The 26864-nt window shown below is 66.3% G+C and carries 25 protein-coding genes; 14 read left to right on the top strand and 11 right to left on the bottom strand.

Going from position 1 to position 26864, the window contains the following annotated elements; translation table 11 throughout:
* The first annotated feature begins 93 nt into the window (after positions 1–93).
* Positions 94–771 (top strand): ribulose-phosphate 3-epimerase, encoded by a 678-nt coding sequence (gene rpe, locus ACVCNR_RS11530; RefSeq protein ID WP_447074899.1) that lies wholly within the window; start codon positions 94–96, stop codon positions 769–771.
* Between the two features lie 5 nt (positions 772–776).
* Here the strand turns inward: rpe and nagA are convergent, their stop codons facing one another.
* The 4 genes from nagA to ACVCNR_RS11510 are packed head-to-tail and all read right to left on the bottom strand — an operon-like array spanning position 777 to position 4627.
* A complete protein-coding gene (gene nagA, locus ACVCNR_RS11525) occupies positions 777–1937 on the bottom strand; it encodes an N-acetylglucosamine-6-phosphate deacetylase (protein WP_447074898.1) in 1161 nt (386 codons plus the stop codon).
* A complete protein-coding gene (locus ACVCNR_RS11520) occupies positions 1934–2965 on the bottom strand; it encodes an SIS domain-containing protein (RefSeq protein WP_447074896.1) in 1032 nt (343 codons plus the stop codon). The genes nagA and ACVCNR_RS11520 overlap by 4 nt, the downstream gene beginning before the upstream one ends.
* Entirely contained in the window at positions 2962–3747 is a 786-nt protein-coding gene (locus ACVCNR_RS11515) for a GntR family transcriptional regulator (protein ID WP_447074895.1), read from the bottom strand. Before ACVCNR_RS11515 ends, ACVCNR_RS11520 begins: the two co-directional genes overlap by 4 nt.
* Positions 3740–4627, bottom strand: a complete 888-nt coding sequence (locus ACVCNR_RS11510; protein ID WP_447074894.1) for a glucosamine kinase nucleotide-binding domain-containing protein — start codon at positions 4625–4627, stop codon at positions 3740–3742. Before ACVCNR_RS11510 ends, ACVCNR_RS11515 begins: the two co-directional genes overlap by 8 nt.
* Positions 4628–5028: 401 nt before the next feature.
* On the opposite strand from ACVCNR_RS11510, the gene ACVCNR_RS11505 reads away from it, so the two are divergent.
* From ACVCNR_RS11505 to ACVCNR_RS11475, 7 genes are all read left to right on the top strand, one after another.
* Positions 5029–6282: an ABC transporter substrate-binding protein gene (locus ACVCNR_RS11505; RefSeq protein WP_354194595.1), complete on the top strand. Its 1254-nt coding sequence runs from the start codon at positions 5029–5031 to the stop codon at positions 6280–6282.
* A gap of 333 nt (positions 6283–6615) precedes the next feature.
* Complete coding sequence (locus ACVCNR_RS11500) at positions 6616–7545, top strand: carbohydrate ABC transporter permease (protein WP_354194593.1); 930 nt, start codon at positions 6616–6618, stop codon at positions 7543–7545.
* Between the two features lie 11 nt (positions 7546–7556).
* Complete coding sequence (locus ACVCNR_RS11495) at positions 7557–8396, top strand: carbohydrate ABC transporter permease (protein WP_447074892.1); 840 nt, start codon at positions 7557–7559, stop codon at positions 8394–8396.
* Between the two features lie 172 nt (positions 8397–8568).
* Entirely contained in the window at positions 8569–9630 is a 1062-nt protein-coding gene (locus tag ACVCNR_RS11490) for a Gfo/Idh/MocA family protein (RefSeq protein ID WP_447074890.1), read from the top strand.
* Between the two features lie 31 nt (positions 9631–9661).
* Positions 9662–10657, top strand: coding sequence for an ABC transporter ATP-binding protein (locus ACVCNR_RS11485; protein ID WP_447074889.1), 996 nt, complete (start codon positions 9662–9664; stop codon positions 10655–10657).
* A gap of 127 nt (positions 10658–10784) precedes the next feature.
* Positions 10785–12056: an FAD-dependent oxidoreductase gene (locus ACVCNR_RS11480; RefSeq protein WP_447074888.1), complete on the top strand. Its 1272-nt coding sequence runs from the start codon at positions 10785–10787 to the stop codon at positions 12054–12056.
* A 141-nt stretch (positions 12057–12197) separates the two neighbouring features.
* Positions 12198–12782 carry a rhodanese-like domain-containing protein gene (locus ACVCNR_RS11475; RefSeq protein WP_354194583.1) on the top strand — a complete coding sequence of 195 codons (585 nt, stop codon included), beginning with the start codon at positions 12198–12200 and terminating at the stop codon, positions 12780–12782.
* Between the two features lie 48 nt (positions 12783–12830).
* Here ACVCNR_RS11475 and ACVCNR_RS11470 read toward each other — a convergent pair whose 3' ends face one another.
* Positions 12831–13658: a ferredoxin--NADP reductase gene (locus ACVCNR_RS11470; RefSeq protein WP_354194581.1), complete on the bottom strand. Its 828-nt coding sequence runs from the start codon at positions 13656–13658 to the stop codon at positions 12831–12833.
* A 462-nt stretch (positions 13659–14120) separates the two neighbouring features.
* Here ACVCNR_RS11470 and ACVCNR_RS11465 point away from each other — a divergent pair, with 462 nt between their 5' ends.
* The 3 genes from ACVCNR_RS11465 to ACVCNR_RS11455 all read left to right on the top strand — a co-directional run bounded on the left by ACVCNR_RS11465 (position 14121) and on the right by ACVCNR_RS11455 (position 16383).
* Positions 14121–14375 carry an acyl carrier protein gene (locus ACVCNR_RS11465; RefSeq protein WP_354194771.1) on the top strand — a complete coding sequence of 85 codons (255 nt, stop codon included), beginning with the start codon at positions 14121–14123 and terminating at the stop codon, positions 14373–14375.
* Between the two features lie 11 nt (positions 14376–14386).
* Positions 14387–15595: a beta-ketoacyl-[acyl-carrier-protein] synthase family protein gene (locus ACVCNR_RS11460; RefSeq protein ID WP_447074886.1), complete on the top strand. Its 1209-nt coding sequence runs from the start codon at positions 14387–14389 to the stop codon at positions 15593–15595.
* Between the two features lie 83 nt (positions 15596–15678).
* Positions 15679–16383 carry a glutathione S-transferase family protein gene (locus ACVCNR_RS11455; protein WP_354194577.1) on the top strand — a complete coding sequence of 235 codons (705 nt, stop codon included), beginning with the start codon at positions 15679–15681 and terminating at the stop codon, positions 16381–16383.
* A gap of 24 nt (positions 16384–16407) precedes the next feature.
* On the opposite strand, the gene ACVCNR_RS11450 is transcribed toward ACVCNR_RS11455, so the two are convergent.
* On the bottom strand, positions 16408–17034 hold the full coding sequence (locus ACVCNR_RS11450) for a nucleoside triphosphate hydrolase (protein ID WP_354194575.1): 627 nt from the start codon (positions 17032–17034) through the stop codon (positions 16408–16410).
* A gap of 33 nt (positions 17035–17067) precedes the next feature.
* Positions 17068–18168: a hypothetical protein gene (locus tag ACVCNR_RS11445; protein ID WP_447074885.1), complete on the bottom strand. Its 1101-nt coding sequence runs from the start codon at positions 18166–18168 to the stop codon at positions 17068–17070.
* A gap of 158 nt (positions 18169–18326) precedes the next feature.
* Here ACVCNR_RS11445 and ACVCNR_RS11440 point away from each other — a divergent pair, with 158 nt between their 5' ends.
* Positions 18327–19199, top strand: a complete 873-nt coding sequence (locus tag ACVCNR_RS11440) for a D-alanyl-D-alanine carboxypeptidase family protein (RefSeq protein WP_447074884.1) — start codon at positions 18327–18329, stop codon at positions 19197–19199.
* Positions 19200–19236: 37 nt separating this feature from the next.
* Here ACVCNR_RS11440 and phoU read toward each other — a convergent pair whose 3' ends face one another.
* Positions 19237–19950 carry a phosphate signaling complex protein PhoU gene (phoU, locus tag ACVCNR_RS11435; protein WP_354194571.1) on the bottom strand — a complete coding sequence of 238 codons (714 nt, stop codon included), beginning with the start codon at positions 19948–19950 and terminating at the stop codon, positions 19237–19239.
* A 127-nt stretch (positions 19951–20077) separates the two neighbouring features.
* A complete protein-coding gene (locus ACVCNR_RS11430) occupies positions 20078–21373 on the bottom strand; it encodes a sensor histidine kinase (protein WP_447074883.1) in 1296 nt (431 codons plus the stop codon).
* Positions 21374–21439: 66 nt separating this feature from the next.
* Between ACVCNR_RS11430 and ppk2 the strand changes: the two genes are divergently transcribed.
* Entirely contained in the window at positions 21440–22318 is an 879-nt protein-coding gene (gene ppk2, locus ACVCNR_RS11425) for a polyphosphate kinase 2 (RefSeq protein WP_447074882.1), read from the top strand.
* Between the two features lie 12 nt (positions 22319–22330).
* Here the strand turns inward: ppk2 and ACVCNR_RS11420 are convergent, their stop codons facing one another.
* Together ACVCNR_RS11420 and ACVCNR_RS11415 are read right to left on the bottom strand one after the other, a co-directional pair.
* On the bottom strand, positions 22331–24292 hold the full coding sequence (locus ACVCNR_RS11420; RefSeq protein ID WP_447074881.1) for a glycosyltransferase: 1962 nt from the start codon (positions 24290–24292) through the stop codon (positions 22331–22333).
* A 504-nt stretch (positions 24293–24796) separates the two neighbouring features.
* Positions 24797–25309, bottom strand: a complete 513-nt coding sequence (locus ACVCNR_RS11415) for a GcrA family cell cycle regulator (RefSeq protein WP_447074880.1) — start codon at positions 25307–25309, stop codon at positions 24797–24799.
* Between the two features lie 358 nt (positions 25310–25667).
* Here ACVCNR_RS11415 and ACVCNR_RS11410 point away from each other — a divergent pair, with 358 nt between their 5' ends.
* Positions 25668–26861 (top strand): aspartate aminotransferase family protein, encoded by a 1194-nt coding sequence (locus ACVCNR_RS11410; protein WP_447074878.1) that lies wholly within the window; start codon positions 25668–25670, stop codon positions 26859–26861.
* Positions 26862–26864 lie beyond the last annotated feature (3 nt).

Here is a 26864-nt window from a genome sequence, read left to right as displayed (position 1 = left end):
GGATAAATCCAAAAAGCGGTTTCCCGTTTCTTATCCGATGCTATAGGCAGGCCTCACGCCACAGGCACGGCATCGAAAGGCAGGAGTGCAAGGATGAGCGCAGGAACCCTGATCGCACCGTCGGTTCTGTCGTCGGATTTCTCAAGGCTCGGCGACGAGGTCGAAGCCATTGTCGAGGCCGGCGCAGACTGGGTGCATCTCGATGTCATGGACGGCCATTTCGTGCCCAACATCACCTTCGGGGCGCCGATCATCAAGGCGATCCGCAACCGCACCGACGCCTATTTCGACGCCCACCTGATGATCGCGCCGGTCGACCCCTATCTGGCCGCCTTCGCCGAGGCCGGCTGCGACGGCATCACCGTCCATGCCGAGGCCGGCCCGCATCTCGACCGCTCGTTGCAGACCATCCGCAATCTCGGCAAGAAGGCCGGCGTCTCGCTCAACCCCGGCACGCCCGAAAGCACTATCGAATATGTGCTCGACCGGCTGGACCTGATCCTTTTGATGACGGTCAACCCCGGCTTCGGCGGGCAGGCCTTCATCCCGGCCGTGGTCGAGAAGGTGAAGCGCGTCAAGGCGATGATCGGCGACAGGCCGATCCATATCCAGATCGACGGCGGCGTCACGCCCGAAACCGCGCCGCTGGTGGCCGCGGCGGGCGCCGATGTGCTGGTGGCGGGAGCCGCCGTGTTCAAGGGCGGCACGGTCGACGCCTACCGCGCCAATATCGAGGCGATCCGCCAGGCCGCGGATGCGGCGCGCGGCTGACCGGTTCAGGCCCTGAACGCCCGCACCCCGTCGATCCAGACCGACCCGATTTCGAGATCGCCCGACAGGGCGACGATATTGGCGCGCGCCCCCCTGGCCAGCCTTCCGAGCCGGTTCGACTGGCCCACCGCCTCGGCCGGGTAGAGCGAGGCCATGCGCAGCGCCTCGCCGAGCTCGAGGCCGATGGTGCGATGCATGAAGCGCACCGCCGAGATCATGTCGAGATCGGCGCCGGCCAGCGTCCCGTCGGCCAGCCGCAGGCTGCCCTCCTTGCGGAAAATGGTGCGGCCGTTCAGGGTGAACGACGTCATGGGGGTGCCGATGGGCGCCATCGCGTCGGTGACGAGGAAAATCTTCGCCGGGCCGCGCTTGGCCCGGAGCGCAATGCCCATCGTGGCCGGGTCGACATGGATGCCGTCGGCGATCAATCCCGCAAACAAGGTGCCGGTATCGATCGCGGCGCCGGCAAGCCCCGGTTCGCGGCTGCCCAGGGGGCTCATGGCGTTGAACAAATGCGTGACCATGCTGGCGCCGGCCTGCGCGTAGGCGGCGACATTCGCATAAGCGGTGTCGGAATGGCCGAGGCTGACGATCACGCCGGCGCGCACTAGCGTCTCGACCTGTTCGGCACTGACCGATTCCGGGGCCACCGTGGTGAGCAGCACCGGCATCTCATCGGCAGCCGCCACCAATGCCTCGAGGTCGGCATCGGTCATCGTGCGGATCAGGTCCGGATCGTGCGCGCCCTTGCGGGCGAGCGACAGGTGCGGGCCCTCCAGATGCAAGCCGAGGAAGCCGGGAACCCGCTTCTCCGCCGCCTGCCTGCCGGCCTCCACGGCGCTGGCCGTGATTTCGGGCGTGTCGGTGATCAGCGTCGGCAAAAGGGCCGTGGTGCCGAAAGGCGCGTGCGCGGCGCAGATGGTTTCGATGGAGGCGAGATCGGGATGGTCGTTGAGCATCACCCCGCCGCCGCCGTTGACCTGAAGGTCGATGAAGCCCGGCACCAGCATGGCGCCGCCGGCCTCCACCTGCTTCACCTCGGCGGGAACGGCGCCAGCCGGCAGGATCGCCTCGATCTCGCCATTGGCCACGATCAGGGCGGCATCCTCGTGCCATGCCTCGCCGTCGAATATCCTGGCCCCCGAAAGGGCGAAGCGCTCGCTCATATCGTCTCCGTCACCTTGCGCAGGTTGCGGGGCTTGTCCGGGTTGAGGCCCCGATGCCGGGCGAAAGCCTCGACGAATGCATAGAAGGACACGATCAGCGGCAGCGGATCGGTCAGCGGATGACCGGTGGCGGCGAAAGGCAGGCGGGCGGCCTGCTTCACCTTATCGCTCGTCGCGAAGGCCGCCGCCTGCTTGGCGGCCAGGGCATCGGCGGCCTCGACCAGCGACGGCTCGGCGGCATCGCGGGCGACCAGCGCCAGCACCGGGAAGCCGGGGCCGACCAGCGCCATCGGCCCGTGCATGACCTCGGCGGCGCTGTAGGCCTCGGCGTGGACGCCGCAGGTCTCCTTGAATTTCAAGGCGGCCTCGCCGGCCATGGCGAGCGCGGGGCCGCGCCCCAGAATGAACAGCGAGGGCTGCTTGTCGAAGGGCGCGATCAGTTCGTTCCAATCGCAGGCCACCGCCCGCTCGAGGCAGAAGGGCAGGTCCCGCAGCGCGGCAAGCAACGGCTCGTCGCCGGTGGAATGCGCCATCAGCGCCAGCCCGGCGACGGCCGAGTTGACGAAGGTCTTGGTGGCGGCGACGCTGAGCTCCGGTCCGGCCATGATGTCGATGGCATGGTCGCTGGCGCGCGCCAGCGGCGAGCCGGCCGTGTTGGTGAGCGCGATGGTGAGCGCCCCCTGCTCCTTGGCGCTTTCGGCCATGGAGACGATGTCGGGGCTCTTGCCCGATTGCGACACGGCCACGCAGGCCGCCCCCTTCAGGCGCAGCCGCGCGCCATAGATCGAGGCGACCGAGGGCCCGACCGAGGCGACCGCGAGGCCGGCGGTCAGTTCGACCGCATATTTGAGGAAGGTGGCGGCATGATCGGACGAGCCGCGCGCCACGGTGACGACGAAAGCCGGATCGAAGCGGCGCAGGTCCTGCCCCACCTCCTTGAGCACGTCGGCCGCCCCGTCGAGAAAGCGGGCCACGGCCTGCGGAATCTCCTCAACCTCGGTTCGCATATGGGTCTTGGCCATCGTCATGCACTTGCTCCGTCATTCTCCGCGGGGCCGCTCAGGCGCAGTTCGGCCACGAAATCATAGGCATCGCCCCGGTAGATCGAGCGGGTGAACTCCACCACCCTGCCGCTGGCGAGATAGGAAATGCGCTCGATGCGCAGGCCGGCGGAACCGGGCGGCACTTCGAGCAGTTCGGCGTCCTGGCCGGTCAGGTTGGCGGCCGAGATGCGCTGCACGGCGCGCACCGGGCGATAGCCTGTCTCCTCCAGCGCCGCATAGAGCGAGGAGCCGATGCGCTCGGGGTCGGGCAGCATGCTGGCCGAAAGGCAGGCGCGCTCGATGGCCAGCGGCGTGCCGTCGGCGATGCGCAGGCGGGCCATGCGCACCACCAGTTCCTTGGCCGAAAGGCCGAGCACCATCATCTCGTCCGGCGAAGGCGCGAACACGCCACGATCCAGCCATTGCGAGCGCACGGTCTTGCCGCGCCGCGCCATGTCCTCGGTGAAGGAGGTGAGCCGCGACAGCGACTGCTCGACGCGCTCGACGCGCGGCGCCACGAAGGTGCCGGAGCCGTGGCGCTGGACGAGCACCCCGCTCTTGACCAGATCGCTGACCGCCTTGCGCACGGTGACGCGCGAGATATCGGCCTGCAAGGCGATGTCGCGCTCCGAAGGCAAGGCATCGCCCGGCCCCAGCAGGCCGCCGTCGACGGCATCCTCGATGACCCGGCGCAGACGCAGATAGAGCGGCTGCCCGCGCGCGCTGCGCTTGAGATCGGCGAACAGGGTCTCGGCCGCGTCAGCCATCGACAGCCTCCGCCGCCGCGGTGCCGAAGAAGCGCGCCGCCATGCGCACCGCGCCGCTCAGCGCATCGCCCTGCGGCTGGCCGAGCAGCGCGCGGTAGCGCGGCGCCAGCAGCGGCGCGTAGAGCCCGGCAAGGCCGCCGAGCAGGCACAGCACATCGCCGTCGCACAAATCCAAGGCACCGAGCGCCGCCTCGACATCGGCGATCGCCTTGGAAACGATATGGCGCGCCACGGCATCGCCTTGCGCCGCATGCTCGAACACCTTGGGCGCGAAACCGCCATAGTCGCCGGGCTTGGCGGCCACGGTGAACTCGACCACATCCTCGGGATTGTCGCGGAAGACGGCCATGATCTCGCGCGTCAGCGGCGAGGCCTCGCAGATGCCGTCATAGGCGAGCAGGGTCTGCTCCAGCAGGTCGCGGCCGATGCGGGCGCCGCTTGCCTGATCGCCCACCTGGAACCCCCAGCCGCCGATGGGGCGCGATACGCCGCCCCGGCGCACGCGGTAGGCACTGCCGGTGCCGAGCACGGCGATGGCGCCGTCGCCGGAGCCGACCGCACCCTCCAGCGCGATCTCTGCGTCGCTTTCCACCCGGCTTTCCCGGAACGGCAATATGGCCTGCAATTGCTGGCGATAGGTGCCGACATTGGCGCCGGCAAGCCCCAGCACGGCCGGGGTGCGTGCCACCAGCCCGGGGTCATGGCCGGCCTCGGTGAAAGCCCGTTGCGCCGCCTCAACGATATGGGTGCGGGCATTGGTCAGGTCGGTGCGGATATTGGCCGCGCCGGAACTGGCGCGCGCAAGTACCCGGCCGTCGGGCATGGCAAGTGCTGCCCTGCAACTCGTCCCGCCGCCATCGATGCCGAGAATGAAATCCACGTCCGGTCCTCCAAGCCATACAATACCACTTAAATACCAATATCCAAGCGTTAATTTCCACGCTCTGACGCAGCGTCACATACTTTTAAAATCCTTTTAAAAACAAATGCATTTTAGGAAGTGCGTTGCCCGCTCGCAGGAAAGCGTTAATCCTTATGGACAAGTGGTATTTTTTTGGTATCTTTTTGGCAGGGAGGACAGGGGTATATGGATATCCGTTGCCAAGCACCGCGCCAGACCGCCGCAAGACCGCACAGGGTCTCCGGAAGGCGTGGCAGCGACAGGTGCCCCGCGCCTTTTCTCCATGCAGCGACACGCCACGCCGGCCGGCGGCATCCTCGTCCCGGCGCGCCACACCGTTCGACAAACAGACCTGACACGGCTCAACAGGGAGAATGAGCATGAACACGAAACTCTTCACGGCAGCGCTTCTCGGTTCGAGCCTCCTGTGCTCGGCCGCCTTCGCCCAGGACTCCACGCTGACCATCGAAAGCTGGCGCAATGACGACCTCGCCATCTGGCAGGAAAAGCTGATCCCCGCCTTCCAGGCCAAGCACCCCGACATCAAGGTGGTGTTCTCGCCCTCGGCTCCGACCGAATACAACGCCGCCCTCAACGCCAAGCTGGATGCCGGCTCGGCCGGCGACCTCATCACCTGCCGGCCGTTCGACGCCTCGCTCGACCTGTTCAAGAACGGCAAGCTCGGCGACCTGACCGACCTTTCGGGCATGGAGAACTTCTCCGACGTCGCCAAGTCGGCCTGGACCACCGACGACGGCAAGCAGACCTTCTGCGTGCCGATGGCCTCGGTGATCCACGGCTTCATCTACAACAAGAGCGCCTTCGAGCAGCTCGGCATCACGCCGCCGGCGACCGAGGACGAATTCTTCGCCGCGCTCGACAAGATCAAGGAAGACGGCACCTTCATCCCGCTCGCCATGGGCACCAAGGACCTGTGGGAAGCCGCCACCATGGGCTACCAGAACATCGGCCCCAATTATTGGCATGGCGAGGAAGGCCGCCTGGCGCTCATCAAGGGCGAGCAGAAGCTGACCGACCCGCAATGGGTGGAACCCTTCGCCACGCTGGCCAAGTGGAAGCCCTATCTCGGCGACGGCTTCGAGGCGCAGACCTATCCCGACAGCCAGAACCTGTTCACGCTCGGCCGCGCCGCCATCTTCCCGGCCGGCTCGTGGGAGATTTCGGTCTTCAACACGCAGGTCGACTTCGAGATGGGCGCCTTCCCGCCGCCGGTGAAGGCCGCCGGCGACACCTGCTACATTTCCGACCACACCGACATCGGCATCGGCATGAACGCCGCCACCAAGAACCCGGACGCGGCAAAGACCTTCCTCACCTGGGTGGCCTCGCCGGAATTCGCCGAGATCTACGCCAACGCCCTGCCCGGCTTCTTCAGCCTGAACTCGACCCCGGTGAAGATGGAAGATCCGCTGGCGCAGGAATTCGTCTCCTGGCGCGACAAGTGCAAGTCGACCATCCGCTCGACCTACCAGATCCTGTCGCGCGGCACGCCCAACCTCGAAAACGAGACCTGGGTGGAATCGGCCAACGTCATCAACGGCACCGTGACCCCGGAAGACGCGGCCAAGAAGCTGCAGGCCGGTCTCGACGCCTGGTACAAGCCGGCCGAATGAGCCTCGTAGCAATGGCGCCTGCCCTCTCCTGACGGGGAGGGCAGACCGGATTTGCTGTCGGGAGACGACATTGCCCGCGTCTCGGCATGGATTCCCGACACTCTCCACTCGCTTCGCTCATTTCGAGGCCCGGAATGACGGACAGGTTTTTCCCCTCGTCATTCCCGACCCTGAGCGACCGCAGGGAGCGGCAGGTGTCGGGAATCCATGCCCCCTCCCCGCGAAACAGGCGCTGGCCAAATTTACGACCGTTACGCCTTTGCAAAAGACTGAGCCCGCGCGCCCTGAAAAGGCTATGCTTTCCAGACCCGGCAGCCATATGAGATCGCATCCATGACGGCAGAAGCTGCACCCAAGAGACCGTTCCGCTGGCATATCGTCGTGTTCCTGGCGCCGGCGGTGCTGGTCTACACGGCGATCATGATCGTGCCTCTGTTCGGCACGCTGCAGCTTGCGCTGTTCCGCAACGCTCCCGGCGGACAGACCTTCGTCGGCCTCGACAATTTCCGCACCCTGTTCGGCGACGCGAACTGGTCGCGGGGCTTCTGGAACGCGCTGTGGAACAATGTCTGGTTCTTCATCATCCACATGCTGGTGCAGAACCCGGTCGGCATATTGCTGGCGGCGCTGCTTTCAAGCCCCAAGCTGCGCTTCTCGGCCTTCTACCGCACCGCCATCTTCATCCCGACCATCCTGTCCTTCGTCATCGTCGGCTTCGCCTGGAAGCTGATCCTGTCGCCGATCTGGGGCGTCGCGCCGAACCTGCTCGACCTCGTGGGCCTGAAAAGCCTGTTCACGCCGTGGCTCGGCAAGGAGGAATATGCGCTGACGGCGCTCAGCCTGATCTCGGTGTGGCAGTTCGTCGGCATACCGATGATGCTGATCTATGCCGCGCTCCTGTCCATTCCCGACGAGGTCATCGAGGCGGCCGAGTGCGACGGCGTGACCGGCATGGCGCAGTTCTGGAAGATCAAGCTGCCGCTGATCCTGCCTTCCATCGGCATCATCTCGATCCTGACCTTCGTGGCCAACTTCAACGCCTTCGACCTGATCTATTCGGCGCAGGGCGCGCTTGCCGGTCCCAACTACTCGACCGACATCCTCGGCACCTTCCTCTATCGCGCCTTCTTCGGCTTCCAGCTGCAGGTGGGCGACCGCAACATGGGCGCGGCCATCGCCACCATGATGTTCCTCATCATCCTGGCGGGCGTGTGCCTCTATCTGTTCCTCATCCAGACGCGGCTGCGCCGCTACCAGTTCTGAGGAGGGAAACGATGAGCCGCGCCACCATCTCGCTGCCCCGCTCGGTCGCCGCCCACGCGATCCTGATCACCTACACCGTCATCGCGCTGTTTCCGGTGTTCCTGATCCTCATCAACTCGTTCAAGGCGCGCCGGTCCATCTTCGGGGCGCCGATGGCGCCGCCGACGCCGGAGACGTTCGACCTCGTCGGCTACCGCATGGTGCTGACGCAGGGCGATTTCCTCACCTATTTCCAGAACAGCTTCGTCGTCACCGTCGCCTCGCTGTTCTTCGTGCTTCTGTTCGGGGCGATGGCCGCCTTCGCGCTGTCGGAGTACCGCTTCCGCGGCAACCGGCTGATGGGGCTCTATCTGGCGCTCGGCATCATGATCCCGATCCGCCTCGGCACCGTCGCCATTCTCCAGATGATGGTGGCTTCGGGGCTGGTGAACACGCTGACGGCGCTGGTGCTGGTCTACACCGCACAGGGCCTGCCGCTCGCCATCTTCATCCTCACCGAGTTCATGAGCGGCGTGTCCGACGACCTGAAGAATGCCGGGCGCATCGACGGGCTGTCGGAATACCGCATCTTCTTCCGTCTGGTGCTGCCGCTGGTGCGGCCGGCCATGGCGACGGTGGCGGTGTTCACCATGATCCCGATCTGGAACGATTTGTGGTTCCCGCTGATCCTGGCGCCGTCGGAAGCCACCAAGACCGTCACGCTCGGCGCCCAGATGTTCATCGGCCAGTATGTGACCAACTGGAACGCGGTGCTGGCCGCACTGTCGCTGGCGATCCTGCCGGTGCTGGTGCTCTACCTCGTCTTCTCGCGGCAACTGATCCGCGGCATTACATCGGGAGCAGTGAAGTGAACGCCGTCACGATTGCCCCTCACCCTTACCCTCTCCCCGCAAGCGGGGAGAGGGGGACACCGGCGTCGCAGCCACGTTCCTCTCCCCGTCGTTCACGGGGAGAGGTGCCCGGCAGGGCGGAGAGGGGCTGCGCCCTCGTTTCATCAACGAAGTGTACTGGCAGGAGGCAATGATGCCCTCGGAAAACCCCCTGCGCGTCGTCGTCGCCGGGCTCGGCAATATGGGCCGCAGCCATGCGCTGGCCTATGCGACCAATCCGGGCTTCGAGATCGCAGCACTCGTCAACCGCTCCGATGTCGAGCTGCCGGGGCCGCTCGCCGGCCAGCCGATCCGCCGCTCCTTCACCGAAGCGCTGGCCGGGGAAAAGCCGGACCTCGCCTGCATCGCCACCTATTCCGACAGCCATGCCGACTATGCGGTGCAGGCGCTGGAGGCGGGCTGCCATGTCTTCGTGGAAAAGCCGCTGGCCACGACGGTTGCCGATGCCCGGCGCGTGGTCGACGCGGCAAAGGCCAATGGCCGCAAGCTGGTGATCGGCTACATATTGCGCCACCACCCGTCCTGGATGCGGCTGATCGCGGAGGCTAGGCTGCTCGGCGGCCCCTATGTGTTCCGCATGAACCTCAACCAGCAGTCTTCCGGTTCGACCTGGGAGACCCACAAGCAACTCATGAAGACGACCTCGCCCATCGTCGATTGCGGCGTGCACTATCTCGACGTGATGTGCCAGATCACCGACGCCAAGCCGGTCGAGGTGCGCGGCATGGGCGTGCGCCTTTCCGATGAAATCGATCCTGCCATGTACAATTACGGCCATCTGCAGGTGCTGTTCGAGGACGGCTCGGTGGGCTGGTACGAGGCCGGCTGGGGGCCGATGATTTCCGAGACCGCCTTCTTCGTGAAGGACGTGATCTCGCCCAATGGCTGCGTGTCGATCGTCATGGCCGAGGGTGCGAAGTCCGACGACATCGACACCCACACCAAGACCTCGACCATCCGCCTGCACAGCGCCGCCACCGGAGCGGACGGACGGTTCCCGAATGAGGACCGGTTGCTGTCCATGCAGGGCGAGCCCGGCCATCAGGAGCTGTGCGACCTCGAACAGGCCTTCGTGCTGAAGGCGATCCGCGAGGACATCGACCTCACCCGCCACATGGACGACGCCGTGAAATCTCTGGCCGTCTGCCTTGCCGCCGACGAGAGCGTACGCACCGGCAAGGCGGTGCGGCTGTGAGACGGGTCGCGACATTCAACAAGGACCGCACATGGGCTCGCTGAACATCGAAAACGTGAAAAAATCCTTCGGCAAGGTCGATGTGCTGAAAGGCATCGACCTCGAGGTGGCGGATGGCGAATTCGTCGTCTTCGTCGGCCCGTCGGGCTGTGGCAAGTCCACGCTGCTCAGGGTCATCGCCGGGCTGGAGGACGCCACGTCGGGCCGCGTCGTCATCGACGGCAAGGACGTCACATCGACGCCGCCGGCCAAACGCGGCATCGCCATGGTGTTCCAGACCTACGCGCTCTATCCGCATCTCACGGTGAGGAACAATATGGGCCTCGGCCTCAAGCAGGCCGGTGCGCCAACCGCCGAGATCGACAAGCGCATAGCCCAGGCCTCGGCCATGCTGTCGCTGGAACCTTATCTGCAACGCCGGCCGGCGGAACTGTCGGGCGGCCAGCGCCAGCGCGTCGCCATCGGCCGCGCCGTGGTGCGCGAGCCGGAACTGTTCCTGTTCGACGAGCCGCTGTCCAATCTGGATGCGGCGCTGCGCGTCAACACGCGGCTCGAAATCGCGCAGCTCCACCGCCGTCTCAAGGCGACGATGATCTACGTGACCCACGACCAGGTGGAGGCCATGACGCTGGCCGACCGCATCGTGGTGCTGAACGGCGGCCGCATCGAGCAGATCGGCGCGCCGATGGAGCTTTACAATTCGCCGGCCAACGAGTTCGTCGCCGGCTTCATCGGCTCGCCGAAGATGAACTTCATCGACGGTGCAAGGCTCGGCGAGAGCGTCAAGACCGTCGGCGTGCGGCCGGAGCATATCGCCGTCGATCCGCACAAGGGCGACTGGAAGGGCACCGTCATCCATGCCGAGCATCTCGGCGCCGACACCAATCTCTATCTCGATTGCGAGAAGGCCGGGCTGATCACCGTGCGCCTGTTCGGCGTCTACAATGCCGAGCCGGGGGCGACGCTCCATGCCACGCCCGATCCCGCCCGCACCTACCGGTTCGGACCGGACGGCCGCACGCTGTAGCCATATTGTGATGCCGCCTGCGACACCCGGGCGGTTTCATCGCGCGGCACGTTGCGCTAAACCGTCGCCCGAGGACAACATCCCGCCCTACCCGACAGGCAAGGCGGCACGAACGGGATGATGGACGATGACAATCCACGACAATGAACGCCCCGACAATGAACGGCAGATCGAGACCGGTTGCGCCATCGTCGGCGCCGGCCCCGGCGGGCTGATGCTGGGCTTCATCCTGGCGCGCGCCGGCGTCGACGTCACCGTTCTGGAAAAGCACGGCGATTTCCTGCGCGACTTCCGCGGCGACACCATCCACCCCTCGACGCTCAACGTCATGAAGGAGCTGGACCTGCTGGACGAGGTGCTGAAGCTGCCCCACACCCAGGCGCCGCGCCTGCATGCCGAGATCGGCGGCAAGGACATCACCATCGCCGATTTCTCGCGCCTGCCCGCCGCCTGCCGCTTCATCGCCTTCATGCCGCAATGGGAGTTCCTCGATTTCCTCGCCCGCGAGGCGTCGCGCTATCCGAACTTCCGGCTGGTCATGAACGCCACCGTCGAAGACGTCATCGAAGACAAGGGCAGGATCGCCGGCGTCCGGGCCTCCACCGCCGAAGGCCCATTGGCCGTGCGCGCGCCGCTGACCATCGGGGCCGACGGCCGCAACTCCATCGTGCGCGAAAAGGCGGGGCTTGAAGTGGAAAGCTTCGGCAAGCCCAGCGAGGTGCTGTGGATGAAGCTTTCGCACCAGCCGGACGATCCGCCCTATGTGATGGGCCATGGCGGACCGCGCCAGGGCTTCATCATGGTGGACCGGGGCGACTACTGGCAATGCGGCTATGTGGTGCGCAAGGACACCTTCGCCGAGATCAAGGCGCGCGGGCTGGATGCCTTCCGTGATGCCGTCGCCGCCGTCTCGCCGCTGCCGGCGGAGCGCATGCAGGAGGTGCAGGCGTGGGATGACGTGCATCTGCTTTCGGTGCGCATCGACCGCCTGAAGCGCTGGTGGCGGCCGGGCCTGCTGTGCATCGGCGATGCCGCGCACGCCATGTCGCCGATCGGCGGCTTCGGCGTCAACCTGGCCGTCCAGGATGCGGTCGCCGCCGCCAACATTCTTGGCCCGCCGCTGCGCAGCAGGAAGCTGGCCGACCGCCATCTGGCGGCGGTGGAGGCGCGCCGGCGCTTCCCCACAAGGGCGACGCAGAAATTGCAGCTCATGATGCGCTCGGACCGCCGCAAGCGCGAGGATGACGGTAGGAAGCGGAGCGGACCGCCGGCCTTCATGCGCGGCATCGCCCGCTGGCCGGTGCTCGCCCACCTTGCCGGACGCCTGATCGGCCTCGGCTTCCGACCGGAGCATGTGCGCCTGCCCGCGCCGCGCCATAGACACATGCCGGGGCGGTAACGCATTTCCGCTTTTCCCAAAAAATGCAGGAACACCCCTTTTTCCGTGTTCTTACGGCAATTCGGCCGGCATTTGCAGGGCTAGGCCTTACCATATAACATATATCGATATTTGAATGTTTATGTACGGGAGGTATCAACCATGCGCGCCATCCTCACGGCACTCGCGATCCTGGCCCTTGCGGGGCCGTCGCTGCATGCGGCCGAAGGGACCGATGTGCCGAAGTCGAAGCAGACCAGCCTCGGCCTTTACCTGACGCCTGCCGAGGCCCATGAGAAGGTGGAGGCAACGCCGTCCGAGGTGCTGTTCGTCGACGTGCGCACCCCGGCCGAGGTGACCTATGTGGGCATGCCGGCCGATGCCGATGCCAACATTCCCTATATGATGCTGCCCGATTTCCCGTCATGGGACGAGGAGAAGTCGACCTTCAAGCTGGAAGCCAATCCCGATTTCGTGGCTGCGGTGCGCTCCCGCCTCGACGCCAAGGGGCTGACGCCGGAAGCGCCGGTCATCGTCATGTGCCGGTCCGGCGAGCGCAGCGCCGCCGCCGCCAACCTTCTGGCCGAGGCGGGCTTCACCCAGGTCTACAGCATCGTCGAAGGGTTCGAGGGCGACATGGCCAGGGACGGCGACAAGGCCGGCACCCGCAGCGTCAACGGCTGGAAGAACGCCGGCCTGCCGTGGAGCTACAAGCTCGACCGCGACAAGATGTACGGGCTTCAATAAGCGGAAAGGCGCACGGCCGTGTGTCTGTCGGCCGCGCGGCGCGGTTCCTCAGCCGACGAAGGCGCGTTCCACCACGAAGTCGGCCGGGCTGTTCAGCGAGCCTTCGACGAAGCCGCGCGCCTCGACGAGGTCCTTGACGTCGCGCAGCATGTGCATCGACCCGCAGATCATGACGCGGTCGGTTTCCCGGTTCAGCGGCTCGATGCCGAGATCGCTGTAGAATTTGCCGGTCTCGATCAGCGTGGTGATGCGGCCCATCACCGGCGTTTCCTCGCGGGTGGTGGAATTGTAGAGCGTAACGCGGCCGGCGGCGAATTCGCCGATCAGCGGGTCGTCCTGCAAGGAGGCGACCAGCTCCTGTCCATAGGTGAGTTCGGCGCGGTCGCGGCAGGTATGGGTGAGGTAGACATGCTCGAACCGCTCATAGGTGTCGGGATCGCGCAGCAGGCTGGCGAACGGCGCAATGCCGGTGCCGGTGGAAATCATGAACAGGCGCCTGGCGGGGGTCAGCGCATCCAGCACCAGCGTGCCGGTGGCCTTCTGGCGCATGAGAACGGTGTCGCCCGGCTGGATCTTCTGCAGATGCTGGGTCAACGGACCGTCCGGCACCTTGATGGAGAAGAATTCCAGTTCGTCGTCCCAGGCGGGGCTGGCCACGGAATAGGCGCGGAACACCGGCTTTTCGGCGTTCGGCAGGCCGATCATGACGAACTCGCCGGAGCGGAAACGCAGCGATTGCGGGCGGGTGATGCGGAAAGCGAACAGCCGGTCGGTGTAATGCTTCACCGACACCACGGTCTCGGCATAGACATTGGCCGGAATGGGAAACTGGACCGGCTTGGCTTCGGCCGTGTTCAAGGAAGGTACTGTGTTCATCAAGACAACTTTCCGCAAATGCAGCGCACCAGATCATGCGCGTCCGATCCGTCCAGATCCAGCGCCTCCCACGCGCAATGCTGTTCGGTAAAGCTCATGTGTCCTTGAATTAAATAGTATGGAGGCCAGTTTTGCGTCAAGAAGCTGCGGCGAAACGCCTTTTCAATCTGGAACATATCCGCGAAGTGAACGTTCCGGCATCGGGCAACATCGCAGAAACTTCCGCCACAGGGTTTCAGGATGCCGTTTCCGGCCACATCCCGTCCGGCCGGTGGGGGCACCATGAACCGCCAGCGCGGGCCCGACAATGCTGTTGCCTCGGCACGCCTGGGTTCCTATAGAGAGATGAGCCTGCTCCGAACCGGAGAAAATGGCAGTTGGAACGATGATCTGCCGAGAGAACCGCAAGGTCGCAGTGCCGGAAGCCGCGGCACCGGATCGGAACAACAGGAAAGGAACCGGATGGCCGACCAGCTCGCGACCGAAATCATCGACAAGATCAAGGAACACGCCGAGCCCGGCGCCGAGGAGATAACCGTCAACACGGAACTCACCTCGCTCGGCATCCACTCGCTGGAACTCACCGAGATCATCTTCGACCTCGAGGAGAAGTACGGCATCGAGATCGAGATGAACACGGTCGAGGCCTGGAGCAATCTGAAGAATGTCGGCGACATGATCGAGGCGGTTCGCGCCCTGATCGCGCAAAAAGGCTGATCCGTCCCCACATGCGCAAGCGCGTCGTCATCACCGGCATGGGGGGGCTTTGCGGGCTCGGCACCGATGCCGCCACCATCTGGGGCGAAATGCGGGCCGGGCGGCCGGCCATCGGCCCGATCTCCAATCCCGCGATCCACGACGTCAAGGTCGCCACCGGCTGCGAGATCAGGCAGCTTCCCGAGCACGGCATCGACCGCAAGCAACTCGTGGCCATGGACCGCTTCAGCCTGCTGGCGGTGATCGCCGCGCGCGAGGCCGTGCGCCAGGCCGGGCTGGTCATCGACGAGACCAACACGCAACGCATCGGCGCCACGGTCGGCGTCGGCGTGTGCGGCTGGGAGGTCATCGAAGAGAACTACCGGGCGATCCTGCTCGACGGCAAATCGCGGGCCGGCATCTTCTCCGTGCCGAGGGCGATGCCCGGTGCGCCGGCCGGTCAGGTCAGCATGCATCTGGGCCTGCGCGGTCCGGTCTTCGGCGTCACCTCCGCCTGCTCCTCCGCCAATCACGCCATCGCCTCGGCGGTCGACCAGATCAGGCTCGGCCGGGCCGACGTGATGCTGACCGGCGGCAGCGACGCGCCGATGGTATGGGGCATCCTGAAGGGCTGGGAGGCGCTGCGCGTGCTGTCGCCCGACACCTGCCGCCCGTTCTCGGCCGACCGGCAGGGGCTGGTGCTGGGCGAAGGGGCCGGCATGGTCGTTCTTGAAAGCTACGAGCACGCCAGCGCGCGCGGCGCCGACATCCTGGCTGAGATCGTCGGCACCGGCCTGTCCGGCGACGCCTCCGACATCGTCGCGCCCACCGTGGAAGGGCCGCAAGGCGCCATGCGGGCCTGCCTCGCCGATGCCGGCCTCGAGCCGCAGGACATCGACTACCTCAACGCCCACGGCACCGGCACCAAGGCCAACGACCAGATCGAGACCGCCGCGATCAAGCGCGTGTTCGGCGAGCACGCCTACAAATTGTCGGTGTCATCGACCAAGTCCATGCACGCCCACTGCCTCGGCGCCTCCGGGGCACTGGAGTTGATCGCCTGCGTGATGGCCATCCGCGAGGGCATCGTGCCGCCGACCGCCAACTACCGCGAGCCCGATCCTGACTGCGACCTCGACGTGACACCCAATGTGGCGCGCGAGCGCAAGGTGCGAGCCGCGATCTCCAACGCCTTCGCCTTCGGCGGCACCAATGCCGTGCTGGCATTCAAGGCCGTGTGACCCGTTGATTACCCGGGCGGCGGTCCCCATCTTGGGGCTCCCGCCTCCGCCGTCCCGGCATCCCAGCTTGCAGGAGCTCCTCCATGGCCGATCTGTCCGCCTTCCCCATCACCACGCGCTGGCCGGCGCAGCATCCCGACCGCATCCAGCTCTATTCGGCGCCGACGCCGAACGGGGTGAAGGTCTCGATCGCGCTGGAGGAACTCGGCCTGCCCTACGAGCCGCACTATATCGACATCGGCAAGGACGAGAGCTGGACGCCGGAATTCCTGTCGCTGAACCCCAACGGCAAGATTCCGTCGATCATCGACCCCAAGGGACCGGACGGCGAGCCGCTGGCGCTGTTCGAATCCGGCGCCATCCTGCTTTATCTCGCCGAAAAGACCGGCAAGCTGATCCCCGCCGACCCGGCCAGGCGTTACGAAACCATCCAGTGGGTGTTCTTCCAGATGGCCGGCATCGGGCCGATGTTCGGCCAGCTCGGCTTCTTCCACAAGTTCGCCGGCCGCGAGATCGCCGACAAGCGCCCGCTGGAGCGCTATCGCGTGGAATCGCGCCGCCTGATCGGCGTGCTCGACGGGCGTCTGAAGGACCGCAAATGGATCATGGGCAACGACTACACGATTGCCGACATCTCCATGCTGGGCTGGGTGCGCAACCTGATCGGTTTCTATGAGGCCCGCGAACTGGTCGGCTTCGACGACTTCCCGGCCGTCGCCGCATGGCTGGAGCGCGGCCTTGCCCGCCCCGCCGTGCAGGCCGGGCTGGAAATCCCCAAGCGCCCGTAAGAACGCCGCGCCGGCCCGGGCAGGCTACAACTCCTCGCCGTCGCCCATGATCATGTCGGCGGCGCGGCGGCGGGTGAGGACACGCTCGGCATTGGGCAGGTCGTTGGAGGCGACCTTGGCGCGTGCCTCCTCGTCGGGCAAGCCATGCTCCTGCCAGCGCGCCAGAAGCCGGCGCTCCAGCACTCCTTGCGGCACGTCGAGGAAGACCGAGAAATCGAACAGCGGCGCCAGCCGCGCCCATGGCTCCTCGTCGAGCAGCAGGTAGTTGCCCTCGACCAGCACGAAACGAACCTCCGTGCCCAGTATGGCCGCGGCGGCCCGCGACAACTCCATGCCGCGGTCGAACAGGGGAATGGCGATGTCGGGCTCGCCGGCCCTGATGCGCTTCAGCAGCGCCTCGAACCCGGCGAAGTCGAAACTTTCCGGACTGCCCTTGCGCGCCCGCATGCCCCGGCTTTCAAGCACCCGGTCGTCGAAGTGGAAGCCGTCCATCGGCACCACTTCCACCGCGCCCTCCGGCAGCAGTTCGCGCAGCTTTTGCGACAGTGTCGACTTGCCCGCACCCGGCGGCCCGGCAATGGCGACGACGAACCGCCCGGACTTGCCGGCGCGCTTGAAGATGGCGGAAGCAATGGACGCTATGGCGGACATGGGACCCTCTTCCTTACAGGAACGCCAGAACCATCATACGGGTTCCACCGCCCGGATACACAGGAAAGCCGCATCGAAGGGCACCTCGATCCGGCCCCCGCCGGCCGTGGCAAGACGCAGGCTGCCGGCTTGCGCCTCTATCCTGTCCGGCAATTGCGACGACCCCATCGGCAACGCGCCGATGACCTGCCGGAAGGCAACGCGGCCGCCCAGCTCGAAGGCGGTGGCGACCCCTTCCCGCTTCAGCCAGTTGTCGCCCAGCGACGCCGCATGGCCGACGGCGGCGCGGCCGTCCTCGATGCCGAGCACGCCGCGATGGCGGCCGCTCCACGGCGCATAGTCACGGCCGCCATTGCTGATCCACAGCATGGTGACCGGCAGTTCGGCCGGATTCTTGAGCACGAGGACGAGATCGTCCTCGGCCTTGCGGGCCACCGCCGTCCAGCCCAGCCCCGCCGGTTCGGCCTCGACCAGCGTGACGAAATCCTCCTGCAGGCGCTCGGGCCTGTAGTCGCGCAGATCGACTGCGTCGCCATCGGCGGCCGGAAAGCGCGTGATGTCGGTGCTGCGGGCCGGATAGGCCAGCAGCGAGCGGCCGCGCGCGGGGTCCGGCTCCAGCGCCTCGTCCCCGGTGCCGGCAAGGCGCTTGGGCGAGAAAGCGAGGCGGCCGCCCTCCTTCATCACGGTCATGGCGTGGTGGGCGACGGAGATCGCCCCCTCGCCGCCGGTGAAGACATGTTCCTGATAGAGGAAGGGGTGGCCGTGACGCAGCACGAGAATCTTGTCCACGGTCGCGCCCATCACCTTGCGCCGCAGCCGCAGCGAAGCCCGCCAGCCGTCCGGCGTGACGGCGCTGCCGGTCACATCCCAGGCGCTGTTCGCCGGCCAGCCATGCAGCGGCGCCGGCTCCACGTCGGCACGGGAGAACGGCGCGCACAGGAAATCACCGGACAGGCGCAGGACGCCGTCCGGCAGGGTGCCCGGCAGCGCCTCGCGCGGCTCGCCGATCCATGGCGCGCGGTGCAGCGGCTTCAGCCTGCGCCCGTCCCTTTCGATGACAAGGTCGGCGATATGCCCGACGGCAAGATCGACGGATACCGAGATGCCCTCCGCACCGAAAGTGATGTTTTCCATGCCTGCCCTTTCCGAAACCTGCTGCATGCGGGCCACAATGCGCAAGCCGCATGCGGCTGGCAATGGCGAAGCGATGGACGCACGCAGCGGCTTGGGCTAGGGTCCGCGCCGGTTTCCGCCTTCATTCTCCTGCCAGCACTGTTTTTCACGGCAAGCACTTGTCCCGACTGCTCCACAAACTCGTCGTCCTGTTCACCCTTCTGGCGCTGATCGGCGGCTGCAGCACCACCATGCCGCCCGAGGCGGTGCTTGCGGTGCCGGCCGCGCCGCAGAAATACGCCTCGATCGTCGTCGATGCGCGCACCGGCAAGCAGCTTTTCGAGATGAACTCGACCTCGCCCCGCTATCCGGCCTCACTGACCAAGATGATGACGCTCTACATGCTGTTCGAGGCGCTGACGGCCGGGCGCGTGGAGAAGGGCGCCGAGATCCCGGTTTCCGCCTATGCGGCCTCACGGCCGCCCAGCAAGCTCGGCCTGCGGCCCGGCGAGCGGATCGACGTCGACACCGCCATCCGGGCCCTGACGGTGAAGTCGGCCAACGACGTCGCGGCGGCGGTGGGCGAATATCTCGGCGACAGCGAGGAAGCCTTCGCCGCCGCCATGACCGCCAGGGCGCGCCAGCTCGGCATGCGCGACACCACCTTCCGCAACGCGTCCGGCCTGCCGGACGAGGGCCAGTTCACCACGGCCCGCGACATGGCGGTTCTCGGCATCGCGCTGCGCAACCGCTTCCCGCAATATTACCACTACTTCTCGGCCAGCGACTTCATGTTCCGCGGCAAGCTGGTGCGCGGCCACAACGACATGCTCGGCCGCGTGCACGGCGTCGACGGCATCAAGACCGGCTATGTCCGCGCCTCCGGCTTCAACATCGTCACCTCCTACAGCGCCGACGGACGCCGCTACATCGTGGTGGTGATGGGCGCCAACACGGCGCGCGAGCGCAACGCCCATGCGGAGTCGCTGCTCGAGCGGGCGCTGGCGGCGTCTTCCGACAAGACGCGGGTGGTGTTCCAGGAAAGCCGGTAGGCCTCGCGCCGTTTGCCCGGAACGAATTGGTTCGAGCCTATTTCGCGGGAATGACGATCTGGTCTGTCTTGTCGCCCTTCGGGCGCTCCACCGGCATCTGATCGCCGGTGACGATGAAATAGATCGTCTCGGCGATGTTGGTCGCGTGGTCGCCGATGCGCTCGATGTTCTTGGCGCAGAACAAGAGATGCGTGCAGGGGGTGATGTTGCGCGGATCTTCCATCATGTAGGTCAGCAGCTCGCGAAACAGCGAGGTGTACATGGCGTCGATCTGGTCGTCGCGGTCGCGCACGAAGCCGATGGTCGCCACCGAGCGCGAGGCATAGACGTCGAGCACTTCCTTGAGCTGGGTCAGCGCCAGGTCGGCCAGCGCCTCGATACCCCGGTAGAGCGACACCGGCTGCGCCCCCTCGCCCACCGAGGCGACGCGCTTGGCGACGTTCTTGGCCAGATCGCCGACCCGTTCGAGATCGGCCGAAATGCGGATGACGCCGATCACCTCGCGCAGATCGGTGGCCATGGGCTGGCGCTTGCCGATCAGCAGGATCGCCTTGTCGTCGACCTCGCGCTGGCCCTGGTCGAGGATGGCATCGTCCTCGACGACCTTGCGGGCGAGATCGGGGTCGCCGTTGACGAGGGCGGCGACGGCCTGCTCGACCATGCGCTCGGCATGGCCGCCCATGGCGGCGATGCGCTTCGACAGATATTTCAGTTCCTCGTCATAGGCGCTGACGATATGCACCGACTGCATTGACGGCATCCTCCGCGACCGCGATTCGGCCCTATCTCTTCCCTTCCAGTACGCCAATCACATGACAATTGCGCGAAAGCCGGCAAGGATTTCCGCCACCCACCCTAATGCGGGCCGCCGCGCAAATCTAGTTGGCCGGCAAATGAACCGTGAAGGCGGCGCCCTTGCCGAGCTCGGAACGGATCGACAGGCGGCCGTGGTGGCGGGTGAGGATGTGCTTGACGATGGCAAGGCCGAGCCCGGTGCCCTTGCGCGACTGCACGGTTTCGGAATCGATGCGGTAGAAGCGCTCGGTGACGCGCGGAATGTGCTCTTCGGCGATGCCGGGGCCGAAATCGCGCACCGTCACCTCGATGCCCGGCTGCGGGGCCTTGTCGCTGCGGGCGATGGAGACGACGACGCGCTCGCCGTCCTGGCCGTATTTGCAGGCATTCTCCAGCAGGTTCTCGAACACCTGGTGAAGTTCGTCGCGGTCGCCGGGCACCAGCAGCGGCCCGTCGGCGAAGTCGCGCTCGATGACGAGGCCGTTTTCCCGGGCGAGCGGCGCCAGGGAATCGACGACGCTCTCGATTACCTGCCGCAGGTCGACCTCGGTGCCCGGCTTCAGGTAGGGTTTCATCTCCAGCCGGGACAGCGACAGCATGTCGTCGATCAGGCGGGCCATGCGGCCGGTCTGGTTCTGCATGATCTGCAGGAACTGCTCGCGCGCGGCCGGGTCGTTGCGGGCCGGGCCGCGCAGGGTCTCGATGAAGCCGGCGATGGAGGCGAGCGGTGTGCGCATCTCATGGCTGGCATTGGCGATGAAGTCGGCCCGCATGCGGTCGATGCGGCGCGCCTCGCTCTGGTCCTTGAACAGCAGCACATGCAGGCGCGAGCCGTGGCCGACCGCCGAGGCGGTGACCCGGTAGACGCGCTCGACCGGCAGCTTGTCGATGAAGTCGGCGGATTGCGAGCCGTTGCCGGTCAGAGCCGCATCGATCAGCGCCTGCATTTCCGGCGCCCGGAACTTGAGTTGCAGCGACATGCCCGGCCTGAGGTCGCCGAACGCCGCAAGGGCCGCGGCATTGGCATGGATGACCGACGCGCTGTCGTCGAAGACGATCAGCGGATCGGTGACGGCGGCGGCAAGGTTCTCGGCCGAAAGGCTCTGCAGTCCGCCGGCCTCCGCCCCCGCCTTGCGCTCCCCGTCCTCACCTGTCGCGCCGCCGGCGATGCCGGCAACCAGCAGCAAGGCGGCGACGGCGGCAGGCATGACCACGACAGGCAGTTCCGCGAACCACTGCACCGCGAACAGGGCGACGAACGTGGCGGCCAGAAGCCAGCGTGCCTGCCACAGGTTGCGCACGAAGCGCTGTGCGCCATATTTCTGTCGGTCACTCAAATCGGCCATGATGTCCGGCAGATTGCTCCTATAGGTCCGCATCCTGTCCTAGCACGAACTTCCATCCGCGAAAGGTTCGCCTGAATGAAAAACTCCGATGACACTGCGATGACAACAGGGGCCGAGCCCCTGAAGATCAAGGTCGGCGGGAAGAAGCGGCTGTTCGACATCGACGACCCGAAGCTGCCCGACTGGGTGGAAGAGCACAAGCTGACCGCGGGCGGCTATCCCTACGACAAGAAGCTGAAGAAGGACGACTACGAGGCCACGCTGGAGGCGTTGCAAATCGAGCTGGTCAAGGCGCAGGCCTGGATGCAGGAGACCGGGCAGCGCGTCACCGCCCTGTTCGAGGGGCGCGACGCGGCCGGCAAGGGCGGCACGATCTTCGCGCTGCACCAGTACATGAACCCCAGAACCGCGCGCACCGTGGCGCTGACCAAGCCGACCGAGACCGAGCGCGGCCAATGGTATTTCCAGCGCTATGTGGCGCACCTCCCCACCGCCGGCGAGTTCGTGTCCTTCGACCGCTCCTGGTACAACCGGGCGGGCGTCGAGCCGGTGATGGGCTTCTGCACGCCCGAGCAGCACAGGCAGTTCCTGGAGGAAGCACCGCGTTTCGAGCAGATGATCCGCGACGAGGACATCCATCTGTTCAAGTTCTGGCTCGACATTGGCCAGGAGACGCAGCTCGAGCGCTTCCACGATCGCCGCCACAGCCTGCTGAAGAACTGGAAGTTCTCGCCGATCGACATCGCCGGCATCGACCGCTGGGACGATTATACCAAGGCCCGCGACCTGATGATCGAGACCACCCACAGCAAGGCCGGGCCATGGACCGTAGTGCGCGCCAACGACAAGCGCCGGGCCCGGCTCGCCGTCATCCGCCGCGTGCTGCTTTCGCTGCCCTATGACGGCCGCGACCTCGCCGTCATCGGCGAGGAGGACGGCAAGATCATCGGCGAAGGCTCGTCCCTGCTGATGGCGTAAACCAGCAGGGCGTCACTGCCTGCGGACGTTGCCGGCCAGCGTTGCCAGCATGGTTTCGTGCGGCGTCTTTTCCCAGCGGAACGGCTGGCGCCAGAGCTGCCACAGCGCGCGCCAGCCAGCCCAGGACATCATCGCCCAATAGGCGGGCGTCAGCAGAACGACCTTCCAGAAACCACGCCTCTGTCCCTTTCCCATGGTTCGCCAGCCGAGCAGCAGGAAGGAGAGGTAGCCGCAGGTGACATTGACCACATCGAGCGCCATCAGCACCGGATAGGCCGCCCCCTTCGAAACGCCGAGCAGCAGCCGCGCGCCGCTGACAAGGAAGGTCGCCAGCAGGAACGGATGCAGCAGCGCCGAGGCCAGCATGCCGGCCAGAAGCACTTGCGCCGCAAGGAAGGAAGGCAGGCCGAGATCGCGGGCGAGGCGCACCGGATGGCGCATATGCACCAGGAAGGTCTGGGCCCAGCCCTTGAACCAGCGCGTGCGCTGCGGCACCCAGATGCCGAGCCTGCGGGGCGCCTTCTCGTAGGTCGGCGACGACAGCGTCTCGGCCCGGTAGCCGAACCGCGCCAGCCTCAATCCCAGATCGGCATCCTCGGTGACGTTGAACGGATCCCAACCGCCAACCTCTTCCAGTGCGGCGCGGCGGAAATGGTTGGAGGTGCCGCCGAGCGGCAGGATCAGCCGGTGGCGCGCGAGGAAAGGCAGCAGGCCGCGGAACAGCGCCCGGTACTCGAAGGCGAACATGCGCGCCACCAGGTTCTCCGGCCCGTTGGAGATTTCAAGCGGCGCCTGCAGCACGGCGACGTCCGGCCCGCACTTGCGGAAACGGGCCCAGGCTTCGGCAAGCTGCATGGGGTCCGGCCAGTCCTCGGCATCGTAGAGCACCACGAACTCGCCGCTGGTCATCGGCAGGGCATAGGAAAGCGCCTTGGGCTTGGTGCGAGGGCCGATATCGGGCACCTCCACCACCTCGATATGGGCAGGCAGCGGACAGGCGCGGATCGCCGCCAGCGTCTCATGGTCGTCGGCTTCGCAGACCAGCTTGATCTCCAGCTTGTCTCGCGGCCATACGATCCAGTCGAGCGCGGTCAGCAGGTCGGGAACGATATCGGCTTCCTTGTAGAGGGCGACAAGGACGGAATAGGTCGGCAGGTTTCCGGCCGGTGCCGGCGGCGGCTCGTGTTCCACGGAGCCCGGCATCAGGGCGGCGAGGAGGCGCAGCGCCACGCAGGAGAAGAAAAACAGCGTCGCCAGCACATGGACAAGCGCCAGCACCAGCGTCGGCGCCAGTATCAGCCCGACCGGCAGCAGGGCCATGACGATGCCCACGACATAGCCCTGCCAGGCATTGGCGACGACGCGGGCCGACATGTCGGGACGGCGGTCCGACAGACCGTTGACAGAAATGCGGGACAGAAGCGGGCGCCCGCGTTCGACCAGCGCCGCGCGCAGCGACTTCTCATCGACGATCCTCACCCGCGGCGCGAGGCCCGGACGAGCGCGCAGAAAGGCGCACATGCGTCCGGGGCGGATGAGCTTTGAGGGAAGCAGGAGGGAAACCGAACTCCCGCCTTCCAGATATCTCACCGGCAGGTGGTCGCCATCACCGCGCAGGAGCGTGAGAAGCTGGTCGTCGCTGAGCACCAGCCGCTGCGGGTCGATGGCGTCGAGCCACTGCAGGCCCGTTTCATCGGCCAGGGCCCGGATGACCTCGCCTCTGGTCGGGGCCCCGGATGCGGTCAATGCGGACAGGACATCCTTGCGCGCCCCGCGCGTGCGCAGGAGCCGCGCCGCCACCGGCGGCGGAATGGCCAGCCGCCGCAACACCGGCCGCCATTCCTCGACCGTGCTCCAGCCGTCGACCCGTGCCCGGATGGCGGGACCCGAAACCGTCCCGGCCCGCTCCTGGCTGGGATAGGAACCACGACCCCCGCCGGCGCCGCCTCCGATCTCGATGACCGTTCGATGCATGACACCTCCCCCCTTTGTCGTCCAAGCCTGTGCCATCCAAGCTGGTCATCCATGACATTGCTTGCGGCCGCAGGTCCTGTTTCGCCGACAGCCGACTGCCCGCCGAGACAGGCCGCGCAAGGCGCCATGCCCCTGGCCGACAGCCGTCGACCGCTGGAAGCACACCGGTTTGTCGTGAAATGCTGAAAGCGACCCTCAGACCACCCGCCGAAACAGGATTCCGGCCACCTCAGGATCGTACAGGCAACGTCCCCCGATCCGTCGATCCATTGCCCGCGAACGGCAGGGATAGGGCTCCCCTACCGCGCCCGGTTAAAACCCAACTTGGCGAAACCCGCCTTATCAAGACCCGATTGACCAACTCGACCCCCCGATTGTTGATTTTTTCCATCGGACACGGCGATGCTAGCATGTTTTTTCCGACATGCCAGCCGTCAGGCCCGCAACGCGAAAAACCCCGCCTCGCGGCGGGGTTCCGGTTAGGGCAGCAAAGTCGTGCTGCGATCAGCGCAGGCGGCGGCGCTCCGAGGCCGGCTGGAAGGCAAGCCGGGCGTGATAGGCGCAATAGGGGCCGGATTCGCCCGCCTCGTTGCCGCAGAAATGGAAATCCTCCGACAGCGGGTCGCCGTTCGGCCACTTGCAGGTGCGCTCGGTGAGCTCGGTAAGATCGAGGCGACGCGAGATCGGCACGACAACGTTCTCCACGGCACGCAGGTGCTGGCGCGCCACCGGCTCGGCGTCGAACTGGACCTGCAACGCGGTCGCGCCGACGGTCGGCGCCGCGCTGCGGGCCGGGCTGGCCGAACGCGCCGGCTTCGACACCGAAGCCGAGGAGGTCTTCTTCTGGCGGGCCGGCGCGGCCGTGGTGCGGCCGCGGCCGGACAGCTTCAGCCGGTGCACCTTGCCGATCACCGCATTGCGGCTGACGCCGCCCAGCTGCGCGGCGATCTGGCTGGCGCTCAGCCCTTCCGCCCACAATTTTCGCAAGAGCTCAACTCGCTCGTCAGTCCAGTTCATGAGACTGCGCTCCTTTGGACGTGCGGCCCTCGGAATCCCTTCCCGTTCCGACAAAAGCCGGTCAGGCACCACATCTATGTGGATGATTGGGTATGCCGCACGAAATCTAGTTATTTCACGTCCATAACTACAATATGCATGGACTCGGTGACAAGAGTCGGGATCGAAACCCGAATCAGTTTTTGCGGTTTTCCCCAACTTGACCCGTCAATTCGGGCCGCAACCCGCCGCCGGACGGGGGCCATCCGGCCCGCATGGCGGGGCGACTTTCCATTGACAGCACACCCCAAAACCATGATAAGCGCTGGGAGCCGCCGAATGGGCGGCTTTTTAATTTCCGGTCCCGGAGACGCATATAATGAGCGGTTCGGCGCTTTACGATACTTTCGCCCGCATACCTCTGGTTTTCGAGCGCGGCGAAGGCTCGTGGCTGGTGACCGACAAGGGCGAGCGGTATCTGGATTTCGCCGCCGGCATCGCCGTCAATTCGCTGGGCCACGGCCATCCGCATCTGGTCGCCGCGCTCACCGAGCAGGCCGGCAAGCTCTGGCATGTCTCCAACCTCTACGACATCCCCGGGCAGACGCGGCTGGCGGAGCGGCTGGTCGCGGCGAGCTTCGCCGACAAGGTGTTCTTCTCCAATTCCGGCGCCGAGGCGCTCGAATGCGCGATCAAGACGGCGCGGCGCTATCACTACGCCAGCGGCGAGCCCGAGCGCTATCGCATCGTCACCTTCGAGGGCGCCTTCCACGGCCGCACGCTGGCCACCATCGCGGCCGGCGGCCAGCAGAAATATCTGGAGGGCTTCGGCCCCAAGGTCGAGGGTTTCGACCAGGTGCCGTTCGACGACAGGGAAGCGCTGGAGAAGGCCATCACGCCCGAAACCGCCGCCATCCTGGTCGAGCCGGTGCAGGGCGAAGGCGGCATCCGCCCGCTGCCCGGCCAGTCGCTGAAGCGGCTTCGGGACCTGTGCGACAAGCACGGCCTGCTGCTCATCTATGACGAGGTCCAGTGCGGCATCGGCCGCACCGGCAAGCTGTTCGCCTACGAGTGGAGCGGTGTCGCGCCCGACATCATGGCGATCGCCAAGGGCATCGGCGGCGGCTTCCCGATGGCGGCCTGCCTCGCCACGGAAGAGGCCGCGAAGGGCATGGTTGCCGGCGTGCATGGCACGACCTTCGGCGGCAACCCGCTGGCCATGGCGGTCGGCAACGCGGTGCTCGACGTGGTTCTGGCCGATGGTTTCCTGGAGGAAGTGCAGCGCAAGGCGCTGCTCATGAAGCAGGGGCTTGCCGCCATCGCCGACGAGTTCCCGGGCGTGATCGAAGGTATAAGGGGCACCGGTCTCATGCTGGGGCTGAAATGCGTGCTGCCGGCCGGCGAGGTCAACGCCGCCCTGCGCGACCACAAACTGCTGGCCGTCCCGGCCGGCGACAACGTCATCCGCCTGCTGCCGCCGCTGACCCTGACGGATGCGGAGATCCAGGAAGGGCTTGCCCGCATCCGCGCCGGGGCAGCCAGCCTGGCCCGGGTGCCCGCAGAAGCAAAGTGATTG

The organism is Aquamicrobium terrae (genome assembly GCF_052978165.1).
Note: the sequence above shows the minus strand (reverse complement) of the source record. Positions and strands in the feature narration are given on the sequence as shown.